Consider the following 12,413-nt stretch of genomic DNA (forward strand, 5'->3'; position numbering starts at 1 on the left):
CACTAGCGATAAAACTGAATCAAGCGTTTTGGTATATGAATTAAATTGAAGCTGTATGGTGATTAAGTTCACAGGCAACAAATAGAAGTGATTAAGTTCACATTGTTGATCCTCCTTGTAGGGATTAACGACTGTTTGGGGTTGTATAGTCAAGTAATTAAGTGCATGTGGTGGATGCCTTGGCAGTCAGAGGCGATGAAAGACGTAATAGCCTGCGATAAGCTTCGGGGAGGCGGCAAATATCCTGTGATCCGGAGATTTCTGAATGGGGAAACCCACTTACCATAAGGTAGGTATCGCATGATGAATACATAGTCATGCGAGGCGAACGAGGGGAAGTGAAACATCTCAGTACCCTTAGGAAAAGAAATCAATTGAGATTCCCTCAGTAGCGGCGAGCGAACGGGGATCAGCCCATTAAGTTATATGTGTTTTAGCGGAAAGCTCTGGGAAGTGCTACCGTAGAGGGTGATAGTCCCGTACACGAAAGGGCACATATAATGATGACGAGTAGGGCGAGGCACGTGAAACCTTGTCTGAATATGGGGGGACCATCCTCCAAGGCTAAATACTCCTGACTGACCGATAGTGAACCAGTACCGTGAGGGAAAGGCGAAAAGAACCCCTGTGAGGGGAGTGAAATAGATCCTGAAACCGCATGCATACAAGCAGTGGGAGCCGACTTGTTCGGTGACTGCGTACCTTTTGTATAATGGGTCAGCGACTTATATTCAGTAGCAAGGTTAACCGCATAGGGGAGCCGTAGAGAAATCGAGTCTTAATAGGGCGTTTAGTTGCTGGGTATAGACCCGAAACCGGGTGATCTATCCATGAGCAGGTTGAAGGTTGGGTAACACTAACTGGAGGACCGAACCCACTGTCGTTGAAAAGCCAGGGGATGACTTGTGGATAGGGGTGAAAGGCTAATCAAACTCGGTGATAGCTGGTTCTCCCCGAAAGCTATTTAGGTAGCGCCTCGGACGAATACCATAGGGGGTAGAGCACTGTTTCGGCTAGGGGGTCATCCCGACTTACCAAACCGATGCAAACTCCGAATACCTATGAGTACTATCCGGGAGACAGACTGCGGGTGCTAACGTCCGTAGTCAAGAGGAAAACAATCCAGACCGCCAGCTAAGGCCCCCAAATTATAGTTAAGTGGGAAACGATGTGGGAAGGCATAGACAGCTAGGAGGTTGGCTTAGAAGCAGCCACCCTTTAAAGAAAGCGTAATAGCTCACTAGTCGAGTCGGCCTGCGCGGAAGATGTAACGGGGCTAAAACTATATGCCGAAGCTGCGGATGTATACTATGTATACGTGGTAGGGGAGCGTTCTGTAAGCCGATGAAGGTGTATTGAGAAGTATGCTGGAGGTATCAGAAGTGCGAATGCTGACGTGAGTAACGACAAAACGGGTGAAAAACCCGTTCGCTGAAAGACCAAGGGTTCCAGTCCAACGTTAATCGGGGCTGGGTGAGTCGACCCCTAAGGCGAGGCCGAGAGGCGTAGTCGATGGGAAATTGGTTAATATTCCAATACTTCTGTGTAATGCGATGAGAGGACGGAGAAAGTTAAGTCAGCCTGGCGTTGGTTGTCCAGGTGAAAGGCAGTAGGCATGCATCTTAGGCAAATCCGGGGTGCTCTATGCTGAGAGCTGATAGCAAGCTAGTTTACTAGCGAAGTGGCTGATACTATGCTTCCAGGAAAAGTCTCTAAGCTTCAGTTACACAGGAATCGTACCCTAAACCGACACAGGTGGTCAGGTCGAGTAGACCAAAGCGCTTGAGAGAACTCTGCTGAAGGAACTAGGCAAAATGGTACCGTAACTTCGGGAGAAGGTACGCTGCTGACGGTGATAGGACTTGCTCCTTGAGCTATTGGCAGCCACAGAAACCAGGCCCCTGCAACTGTTTATTAAAAACATAGCACTCTGCAAACACGAAAGTGGACGTATAGGGTGTGATGCCTGCCCGGTGCTGGAAGGTTAATTGATGGGGTTAGCGTAAGCGAAGCTCTTGATCGAAGCCCCAGTAAACGGCGGCCGTAACTATAACGGTCCTAAGGTAGCGAAATTCCTTGTCGGGTAAGTTCCGACCTGCACGAATGGCATAATGATGGGGGCGCTGTCTCCAGCAGAGGCTCAGTGAAATCGAAATCGCCGTGAAGATGCGGTGTACCCGCGGCTAGACGGAAAGACCCCGTGAACCTTTACTGCAGCTTGACATTGAACTTTGATCTTACTTGTGTAGGATAGGTGGGAGGCTTTGAAGTAGTGACGCCAGTTGCTATGGAGCCATCCTTGAAATACCACCCTGGTAATATTGAGGTTCTAACTCTGTCCCGTTATCCGGGACGAGGACCATGTCTGGTGGGTAGTTTGACTGGGGCGGTCTCCTCCTAAAGAGTAACGGAGGAGTACGAAGGTGCGCTCAGCGTGGTCGGAAATCACGCGTAGAGTATAAAGGCAAAAGCGCGCTTAACTGCGAGACCCACAAGTCGAGCAGGTACGAAAGTAGGTCTTAGTGATCCGGTGGTTCTGTATGGAAGGGCCATCGCTCAACGGATAAAAGGTACTCTGGGGATAACAGGCTGATACCGCCCAAGAGTTCATATCGACGGCGGTGTTTGGCACCTCGATGTCGGCTCATCTCATCCTGGGGCTGAAGCAGGTCCCAAGGGTATGGCTGTTCGCCATTTAAAGAGGTACGCGAGCTGGGTTTAGAACGTCGTGAGACAGTTCGGTCCCTATCTACCGTGGGCGTTGGAAATTTGAGAGGATCTGCTCCTAGTACGAGAGGACCAGAGTGGACGAACCTCTGGTGTACCGGTTGTGACGCCAGTCGCATCGCCGGGTAGCTATGTTCGGAAGGGATAACCGCTGAAAGCATCTAAGCGGGAAGCCTACCTCAAGATAAGATTTCCCTAGGACTTTATGTCCTCTAAAGAGCCGTTGAAGACTACGACGTTGATAGGTTGGATGTGGAAGTGCGGTGACGCATGAAGCTGACCAATACTAATTGCTCGTGAGGCTTGACTATACAACACCCAAGCAGTTGTATATGAAGCATCATTTGATTCATAAAAGATCAAACATACTTGATTTAGTTGAAAAGCTAGTTACAATACCCAACTCAAATGTTCTGTTAAACTCATTTGGTACGAAGTAAGGCATTTAAATAAGACCCGAACAAGTCCATAACAGTTTGCTGGCGACAATAGCAAGAGTGAACCACCTGATCCCTTCCCGAACTCAGAAGTGAAACCTCTTAGCGCTGATGGTAGTGTGGGGTTACCCATGTGAGAGTAAGTCATCGCCAGCTTTTAAATCTAAAACACCCCGATCTCTAGCGAGAACGGGGTGTTTTTTTATGCGTGGTGTTGATTAGCGAAATGAAAAGAAATCTGAAGAATTGAAGTGCATAAACAACTGAAAATAAATAGATTTTTTAGATACAAAAAGAAAACCCCATCATCCTGATGGGGTTTTCTTCGTATTGGTGTGTTAGATTTGACTCCTGTCGAATCTCACGTCCTGTGTGTTTTTTTATTCTCAATGAGACTTCCTGTCTCTTTATGTTTGCTATCATAAGCGCAATGCCTAAATCAGTATATTCGCTAATCACTACGATTGTTGTAGGTTAAAGCTTACAAGATGATCCAATTAAAAATTAAGACCCAATTCGCTCAGTTACCAATATGACATGGTGAGATGGATACTTTTGTTTAAAATAAATCGATAAGTCATAACAATATTGAGGGAATCTAAAATGAAGGCTTTTCGAGAGTGCTTAATCTATTTACCCCTATTGCTCAGCTGTAGCGTGTTAAGTGCATGTAATGCTCAAAATAATCAAACCACTACGGCTAATTCTTTGATTAACCAGAGCTATCAGATCCAAAAAGTCGCGACATTTGATGAACCTTGGGCAATGACTGAGTTAGTTGATGGACGTTTACTGATTACTGAAAGGAGAGGGAAGTTAAAACTGTTTGATCCTTCCACATTGAAAAGTATCGAAATTTTAGGGCTTCCTGAAGTGGCTTATGGTGGGCAAGGGGGCTTAGGCGATATTGTTCTACATCCTGATTTTGCAAACAATCATCAAATTTATTTAAGTTATGCCGAAACAGGAAAAGGGGGATATGGTGCGGTTGTGATTCGTGGTGAATTAAATCTTCAAGAGAAAAATCCCCGAATAATCAATATCAAAAGAATTTGGGAACAAGTTCCTAAAGTTTCAGGGCAAGGGCATTATGCACATCGAATGATTTTTGCAAAGGATGGCAAGCTCTGGATTAGTTCTGGTGAACGCCAGAAATTTGATCCTGCTCAAGATATGAATTCCAATTTAGGAAAAGTTTTAAGACTGAATGATGATGGTACTGTTGTTGCAGATCATCCATTTACTCAGCAAGGTGAGATTGCAAAACAAGTATGGTCGTTGGGTCATCGTAATCCATTAGGTATGGCTTTTGATGCGAAGGATCAATTGTGGGTGGTTGAAATGGGGCCTAAAGGAGGAGATGAGTTAAATCTGATTAAGAAGGGCGAAAATTATGGTTATCCGATTGTTTCCAATGGTGATCATTATTCAGGAAAATCCATTCCCGATCATGCGACGCGTCCTGAATTTAAGGCGCCAGAAATCAGTTGGACACCAGTAATATCACCCTCCAGTTTGGTCTTTTATCAAGATGAATTATTCCCGAAATGGAGTCACAAAGCCTTGATTGGTGGGTTATCCTCAGAAGCGATTATTGTGGTTGATACTGAATCGAAGCCTGTTCGTGAGGTACAGCGTTTAAACATGCAGCAACGCATTCGAGATATCCATCCCGCCCATAATGGTTCGATTTGGGTTTTGGAAGATGGAAAAAATGCGGGGCTATTAAGATTGTTACCTAAGTAAAAAATTAATTTAATTCAATGGATTATTATATTATTGAAAAGATGTGGAAGCAGCTGAATTGATATCAGTTGAATTGTTAGGGTTGTCTATAAATTATGCTATTCTTTCGATTTAAAATAATATAAATCGAGAACAATAATGCCAGCAACTACAATTGAAGTTCGCTATCAATATTCTGTAGCGCAAGAAGTGGACTTCATCGATGCTGTTCATCGTGCATTGGTGAGCGCTTTTAAAATTCCTGAATATGATCGTGATATTCGTTTATTGGTGCATGAACCGCATCGCTTTCAATGTCCACCGAATAAGCTTTATCCTGAAAAATTCACCCTGATTCGTATTGATTGTTTTGCTGGGCGTACACTGGATACCAAGCGAAATTTGTATCGCAGTATTGTAGAGAATCTATCTGTATTAGGGATTCCCAAAGATCATATCAAAATTTTATTAAGAGAAATTCCCGCTGAAAATTGGGGAATCCGTGGTGGTCAAGCTGCCTGTGATATGGATTTGGGGTTCGATATTCAAGTCTAGCTCAACCTAATATGAATCAAAGTAGATAGAATAGATTACTCTGTTGATAATATTATTTAAATTCAATATGTTAATTCAGCTTGTGCGCGCTTATAAGGTGGAGTATATGCTGCGTGAAGCATATCTACGTATCATTAAACTGACGTAATATTGTCATTGAAATGACCTCAAAATGTCATGCTATTGGTTTCTAATAAAGCTCATTTAAATCAATAAAAAAGACCTTTATGAAAAAAATTGCTTACTCTGTTTTAGCGTTAGGCGTATTGGCTTTAACCGCATGTAATGATGATGACAATGATTTCTCATTTGAACCATCTGTTACTGTACCGACCTTGGTTTCATTTGCCAAACTTGATGTCGAAACTTATGCAGCCGGTCCAAACTCAGGTGCATTTGTAAAGGGCGCCAATGGCATATTTCCACCTTTTAAAGGTCAGCCAGTTCAAGGCTTTTCGGGTGCTGTAAAGAACGGTGATGGCACTTATATGGTCATGGCAGACAATGGCTTTGGTACACAAGACAATTCATCTGACTTTTTACTCCGTGTTTATCAAGTAAAACCTGATTTTCGGACGAAATCGGCAGGATCTGCAAAAGTTCAAGTGATGAGCTTTATTCAGCTTCGTGATCCCAATAAATTAATACCATTTTCAATCGTCAATCAAAACAGCACAGATCGTTTACTCACTGGGGCGGATTTTGATCCTGAATCGATTCAACGTACTGCGGATGGTACTTATTGGATTGGGGATGAATTTGGACCATATTTACTGCATTTTGATAAAGATGGAATACTGCTTGATGCGCCGATTGCATTACCTCATCCATTGAAAGCTGGTGTGGAATTGCGTTCTCCGCAAAATCAATTCAATAAAGCCAACATAAATTATGTAGAGCCTTTGGTTCAGCAAAGCGGTGGCTTTGAAGGAATGGCATTGTCTAAGGATGGTCAATATTTATATCCTTTGTTAGAAAAACCGTTAAAAGGCGAGACCACACAACAGTTGCTTATCTCACAATTTGATGTGAAGAAGAAAGCGTATACTGGTCGATATTATTATTTTACCTTGAATGCCAAGGCGACCAATATTGGTGACTTCCAAATGTTTGATGATAAGTCTGGCATTATCATTGAGCGTGATGCGAGTCAAAACAAGTTAGATGGTTATAAGAAGCTGATTCAAATTGAATTAGGGGATTCTGGTAAAGCGGTAAAACGTTCTGACTTAGTTGATCTTATGAATATCGCCAACCCGAATAATTTATATGGGACAGCGCGAGATGGAGATATTGGTACAGCAACAACTTTTGCTTTTCCATTTGAAACCATTGAAGATGTGATTATTGAAAATAAAAATACCTTAACTGTTTTAAATGACAATAACTTTCCAGGTTCATCAGGACGAAATGCAAAGCGTGCGGATGATAATGAAATTATTCAGATTAAATTGCCTAAAGCATTGTATTAATAAGCGATAAAATGCTTAGCCTCCACGACCCGAAGCTAAATTATTCTTAGCAAGGGAAAACGCCCTTCTTTTTAAAAGGAGGGCTGGGGAGGATTAAAACTTAAACTGATCAATATTAAGTGAAATACCTGACTTTTTATTGAGGGTAAAGCATCAGTACATACCTTAAACTAGCTGAGCAGATATTCTTATTTTAAAGTACGAAGTAATCTTTAAGCTAAATCGCAGAAAGCCAGTCAATTGACTGGCTTTATTTATGCATCATTCAAGCATGAGGATTAAGCTAAACAGTCTTGTTTCGAAACTTGATCAGGGCAACCCAATGGATTTAAAGCACATTTTAAATCTTCAATTTGTTCATGGGTGACATAGCCTTTAGATTTTAGATAATCTGCAACTCGGTCATCACGTAGACTTAAGAATGCTGCATCATAAACACCTAAATCTACAAATAAAGCAGCTGCTTCTAAGCTATTAAAACGGTCTAGAAACACATCATTGCCATACATTAGGAAAACATGGTCGTAATCCGCATGTGCATCGATTTTTAAACGAGCTGCCAATGTTGTTGGTGAGGTTTTGATAAAAAGCAAATCTGATAATTCATCGAATTGGGTCATATCTAAGATATTTTCGCCGGTTTTTACTTTACCTAACCATGCTTTAAAGACCAGTACCGCACCGCCACGTAGTAACATGCTCCACACTTGATGACGAACTTCATCATTTAAGCATTCGCATTCATCTTCGAGACGTTGAACCAGTTTTTCTTCCTGTTGCGCTAATTTATCAAACAGACCTAAGCCTTGAGGATGATAAGCAACAGGGGTAAATACATCAAATTTTAATTCCTCAAACACTTGAAGTGCTAAAGGCACAGCTGCTTGATAAATCGTGTTGAGTGCTTGTATTTGTGTGTCGTGGAGTTTGCTGTGTTTAAACAGATCTTGCCAATCAATTTCAGGCAGGATTGCATTTGCACCATATTGACGATGAAATTGTTGAGCTTGGTGTAGCCCATGTGGAACAGTTTCTGAAATATTCATGGTTAAAAATCCTATTTAAAATTGAATTCAAACGCTGTTTTTGTTTTCCTAAACATGAGCGTAGTTTTGTCTTGAAGTAATTTTTGATTTATCTGAGATGCAATAGGAATACGACTAAAGTTGTAGACAGGGTGAAAAGTAGTTTTTTATTTTTTAAAATCATATAAATAGAAAATTGTAACTAACTATACAAGTGTATATTTACTATTTTGATGTTATTTGCCATAGAAAAGAGGGCTTTGAAGTTTTTAGTCAATAAATGGGTTCGAGTTTTGCTTTTTTTTGAATGCTTTTGCACAAAGCTTAAAAAAAATTGCTATTCCACTTAAAAAATTGCGTTACAAAACCTCTAGAACGCAATGGTCTAGAGGTTGTAAATGTTTCAAAACATTAAAGAAGAACGTGATCAATAAACTGAAAAGGGTTGAACGTAGTGGAAGATTATTTAGAAATCTTCAAGCCAGATAACCATGCACGTAGAGAAGCAGGTTTCAATGGTTTCTTCAACAACACCACATTGAGGTCTTTAACACGCTCTGGTAATTCAGGATCAGAATCTGCAGTAATCAGTGCTGAAGGAACATTTTCCTGACGGTTTTCAACAATAAAATCTAAGCCAATTTTGCCATGATTTAAATGCTGATCAACCAGCCAGACTTGAATATTTTCTTTTTGAATAATTTCCAAAGCTTGTTCAGGTTCAGTGGCTTTAAAGACTTGATAACCCCATTTGGTCAGTAGCGTTGCCATACCCTCCAAAATCGTATCATCATTGTCCAAACATAAGATTTTATAAGCTTTGGCTTTTAATGGTACCGCTTGTACAGGTGATGAAACCAGTTTAGGTGCTGCTACCATTGGCACATCAATCATAAAGCATGAGCCTTTACCTAGTTCAGAGTAAACATGCACAGGATAATCAAGCAAACTGGTCATACGTTGGACGATTGCCAGACCAAGTCCTAGACCTTGCTCACCCCATGGTGAGGTATGTCCACAACGCTCAAATTCTTGAAACAGCTTAATGCGTTGTTCTTCTGCAATCCCTGGGCCGGTATCCCAGACACCGATACGGATATGATTTGGCCGATTAGACGCGCGTAATACACCAACAATCACACGTCCACGAGCAGTATAACGTAAGGCATTGCTGACAAAGTTTTGGATGATACGACGGATCCATTGTGGGTCGGTATCAATCCAGAATTGAGCATCATGGACACGCAATTGGATATTACGTTGTGCGGCGATTGATTTAAATTGCAGTTCTAAATCACTTAATAAATCATGCAGTGGATAAGCTTGGCGTTTCGGTTGGATTGAACCACCTTCCAGCCGTGCAATATCCAAAAGGGCAGACAACATGCTTTCGGCACCATGTAAGGCACGATCAAGTTGTTGTAAGGTTTTACGATCTTCATCCGATTGTACGCTTTGTTCTAAAGCAGTACTGAATAAGCGTGCTGCATGCATCGGCTGAAGTAAATCGTGACTGGCTGCTGCAATAAAGCGACTTTTTGACATATTGGCTTTATCGGCTTGCTCACGTGCCAGTTGTTGTTCAGATAAGGCATTTGCAAGCTGTTGGGTACGATCAGACACACGTGCTTCAAGTACCGCTTCATTTTCACGGAATGCAGTAATATCCGCAAAGGTTGTAACAAAACCACCACCTTCAATGGGATTACCACGCATTTGAATCACACGGCCATCTTTACGAATCCGTTCAAACTCATGTGCGCTCCCGACTTTCATCCAATGAATTCGCTTACGTACATGTTCTTCTACCGAGCCTGGACCACATTCGCCACGCTCTGCGTTATAACGAATCAAATCGGCAATTGGGCAGCCGACATAGACTAAATCTTTTGGATAATCAAACAGCTTTAAATATTGATTGTTCCACGCGACCAAACACATGTTTTCATCAACCACACTGACGCCTTGGGTCATGTGGTCAATCATGGTCATGATAAGATTTTGGTTAAAGCGTTGCCATTGTGACGCTTGGTCGAGAATATTTGCCACTTGGCCCAATGCCAAGCCATTATTGACCATAGCCGTGGTGAGTAATGTCCGTGCAGAGGCTGCCCCGATTGTGCCTGCGAGGTATTGTTCAGTGAACCGCCACCACATCCCATTGGCACTGCTATTTTCATTGAGCACCACATTGTTCATGGTACAAAATTGCTGAAAGGCATGGGTTGCTGGGCCTTCACCAGTAATCCGTTTGGCTAGTGCAATCAGATCACCAACTTTAAGTTTAGCGACATCATGGTGTAAATAATTAATATCGGTAGAGGTGTTTTGTGCAGGTAAGGGCTTGGTTTCATAATAGAAAAAGCTTTCTGCCTGTATTTGTTCAGCAATACTAGGACGATAAATACGAGAGACCCAAATATATAAGGTAATATTTAAACCAAGTGCCCAGATTACACCATGGGTAAGCGGGGCAAAAGATTCAAAACCAAATAAGGCTTCTGGTCTTAACCATTCAATATTTAAAGGTCCAAACATCAAAAATTGATGTGCAAACTGGCTATATTCAACAGGTAAGCTACGTAAAATCGTTGGCAATAATAAGGTATATGACCAAAGGATAAAGCCTACAACCAAGCCTGCATACACCCCTTGGCGACTTCCGCCACGCCAGTATAAACCACCAATTAAAGCCGGTGAAAATTGTGCAACCGCACTAAAAGCCAATAGTCCGAAGGTAGATAATTGGTCAATATCATTAAAGAAGTGGAAGAATAAAAATCCGAGTAACATTACCGCTAAAATACACACACGACGGGTAAATTTAAGTACTTGTGGTAAGCGTTTGTCATGACGAGAAAGAATGCCAAACTTCCATAGAGAAGGCATAATCAAGTCATTACTGAGCATGATGGACAGTGCCACAGAAGAGACTAATAGCATCCCTGTTGATGCTGAAAAACCGCCTAAAAATGCCAGTAAAGATAACCAGTCTTGGTTATAACTAATCGGTAATGAGAGTACTGCAACATCAGGAATGGTCAGATACTTAGGTGCTGCATGCAGTGCCCAACTGGCGATTGGAATAATGGCAATAATGGTCAGAATCAAATATGCCGCAAACCACCTTCTTGCACCACGAATATGTTTTTCATCGCGTAACTCAACCACGGCCACATGGAACTGACGCGGTAAACAGATAATCGCCAATGAAGCAAGTAATGTTTGAACCCAGAAGGTGTCTGGCACACCAAACAGTTGTACCTCATGAAAAGTCTTTTGCACATCCTGTGAGATTTGTACGATATTTTGTGGATGATCAAAAATAAAGAAAAAGGCCACGCAGAGCAGGGCAAATAGTTTTACAAATGATTCAAAAGCAACGGCAAGCATTAAACCGCCATGTTGTTCGGTATTGGCAATTTGTCTTGTGCCAAACATCATGGCCAAGATCGCCAATACAGCGGTAAGACCAAGCACACCATTGGTGGTGGTGGAGACCACTTGGGTATTGTGATCGAGCATGACGGAAGCGCTAAGCGCAATGGCGCGTAATTGTAGTGCTAAGTAAGGAATAATGGCGATTACAGCCAAGATGGTCACTAAGGATGCTAATGTTCCACTTTTACCATAACGTGCTGCGACAAAGTCGGCAATCGAAGAAATCGCATGATGTTGTCGAACGCGACCTAAACGGCGCCAAATGTCATAACCTAGCCAGACAAATAATAAAGGTCCTAAATAAATCGGAAGGAAAATAATCCCCTCACGTACTGCAGCACCTGTTGCTCCATAAAATGTCCAAGATGAGCAATATACCCCCAATGTTAGACTAAAGAGAAGCATCCTGCCGCGCGTGCTTAATCGACTCGCATGCTTCTCACCAAAGAAGGCACAAACGAATAGAATGAGGATGTAAAGGGCCAGAACCCCTATAATTAACCAACTGTTCATAAGGACTACAGTATAAAAAGCTGCGCCTATAATAACGCATACATGAACTGTCTCGTTTATTTTGCTCAAAATTTAACGACCAAAGTCTAAGTTACGAGAACCCCACAATATTGTTAATTTTGACCATGTAAAAAAAGACTAAAAAAAGCAACCAGCGTTCTGGTCGCTTATCAAGGAGCATGGTTATGGATGAGAGACAGGTAGAGGCGATTCTACAAAATCCAAAATTCAAGGAAATGGTTGCTAAAAAAAGTAAATTAAGCTGGACATTAACTGCAATTATGTTGTTCGTTTATGTTGGATTTATGCTTTTAGTTGGCTATAACAAAGAATTTTTAATGAGTTCATTTAGTGGTGGTATCACCACTTGGGGAATTCCTTTAGGTCTAGGAATTATTGTTTTATCTTTCGTATTGTGTGGTGTGTACTCATATATTGCCAACAATAAATTGGATCAATTGAATGCAGATGCAATGAAAGAAGTCGAAGCAATCGCCCACGAAAAAGGACTGCACTAA

The 12,413-nt window shown here is 41.8% G+C and carries 6 protein-coding genes and 2 rRNA genes; 6 read left to right on the plus strand and 2 right to left on the minus strand.

The window, feature by feature from the left end; genetic code table 11:
- The first annotated feature begins 147 nt into the window (after positions 1 to 147).
- The 5 genes from PYV58_RS00890 to PYV58_RS00910 all read left to right on the plus strand — a co-directional run bounded on the left by PYV58_RS00890 (position 148) and on the right by PYV58_RS00910 (position 6,916).
- A 23S ribosomal RNA gene (locus tag PYV58_RS00890) occupies positions 148 to 3,038 on the plus strand.
- 167 nt (positions 3,039 to 3,205) lie between these two features.
- Positions 3,206 to 3,320: ribosomal RNA gene (rrf, locus tag PYV58_RS00895) — 5S ribosomal RNA — on the plus strand.
- Positions 3,321 to 3,767: 447 nt separating this feature from the next.
- Positions 3,768 to 4,910, plus strand: a complete 1,143-nt coding sequence (locus tag PYV58_RS00900; protein ID WP_034612740.1) for a PQQ-dependent sugar dehydrogenase — start codon at positions 3,768 to 3,770, stop codon at positions 4,908 to 4,910.
- A gap of 138 nt (positions 4,911 to 5,048) precedes the next feature.
- Positions 5,049 to 5,444: a tautomerase family protein gene (locus PYV58_RS00905; protein WP_034612737.1), complete on the plus strand. Its 396-nt coding sequence runs from the start codon at positions 5,049 to 5,051 to the stop codon at positions 5,442 to 5,444.
- Between the two features lie 227 nt (positions 5,445 to 5,671).
- The gene (locus PYV58_RS00910) at positions 5,672 to 6,916 is read left to right on the plus strand and encodes an esterase-like activity of phytase family protein (RefSeq protein ID WP_034612735.1); all 1,245 of its coding nucleotides are present in this window, start codon (positions 5,672 to 5,674) and stop codon (positions 6,914 to 6,916) included.
- A 278-nt stretch (positions 6,917 to 7,194) separates the two neighbouring features.
- Here the strand turns inward: PYV58_RS00910 and PYV58_RS00915 are convergent, their stop codons facing one another.
- Together PYV58_RS00915 and PYV58_RS00920 are read right to left on the minus strand one after the other, a co-directional pair.
- The gene (locus tag PYV58_RS00915; protein WP_034612732.1) at positions 7,195 to 7,962 is read right to left on the minus strand and encodes a hypothetical protein; all 768 of its coding nucleotides are present in this window, start codon (positions 7,960 to 7,962) and stop codon (positions 7,195 to 7,197) included.
- Positions 7,963 to 8,403: 441 nt separating this feature from the next.
- Positions 8,404 to 11,895: a PAS domain-containing hybrid sensor histidine kinase/response regulator gene (locus PYV58_RS00920; protein WP_034612729.1), complete on the minus strand. Its 3,492-nt coding sequence runs from the start codon at positions 11,893 to 11,895 to the stop codon at positions 8,404 to 8,406.
- 185 nt (positions 11,896 to 12,080) lie between these two features.
- Between PYV58_RS00920 and PYV58_RS00925 the strand changes: the two genes are divergently transcribed.
- Positions 12,081 to 12,413, plus strand: coding sequence for a DUF485 domain-containing protein (locus PYV58_RS00925; protein WP_004725226.1), 333 nt, complete (start codon positions 12,081 to 12,083; stop codon positions 12,411 to 12,413).

It is taken from the genome of Acinetobacter sp. TAC-1, assembly GCF_029025845.1.
Taxonomy (GTDB): Bacteria; Pseudomonadota; Gammaproteobacteria; order Pseudomonadales; family Moraxellaceae; genus Acinetobacter; species Acinetobacter guillouiae.

What these genes read in the sequence shown, in the direction of transcription:
- PYV58_RS00900 (WP_034612740.1), top strand. Translation starts at nt 3,768, where the DNA reads ATGAAGGCTTTTCGAGAGTGCTTAATCTATTTACCCCTATTGCTCAGC.
- PYV58_RS00920 (WP_034612729.1), bottom strand. Translation starts at nt 11,895, where the DNA reads ATGAACAGTTGGTTAATTATAGGGGTTCTGGCCCTTTACATCCTCATT.
- PYV58_RS00925 (WP_004725226.1), top strand. Translation starts at nt 12,081, where the DNA reads ATGGATGAGAGACAGGTAGAGGCGATTCTACAAAATCCAAAATTCAAG.
- PYV58_RS00910 (WP_034612735.1), top strand. Translation starts at nt 5,672, where the DNA reads ATGAAAAAAATTGCTTACTCTGTTTTAGCGTTAGGCGTATTGGCTTTA.
- PYV58_RS00915 (WP_034612732.1), bottom strand. Translation starts at nt 7,962, where the DNA reads ATGAATATTTCAGAAACTGTTCCACATGGGCTACACCAAGCTCAACAA.
- PYV58_RS00905 (WP_034612737.1), top strand. Translation starts at nt 5,049, where the DNA reads ATGCCAGCAACTACAATTGAAGTTCGCTATCAATATTCTGTAGCGCAA.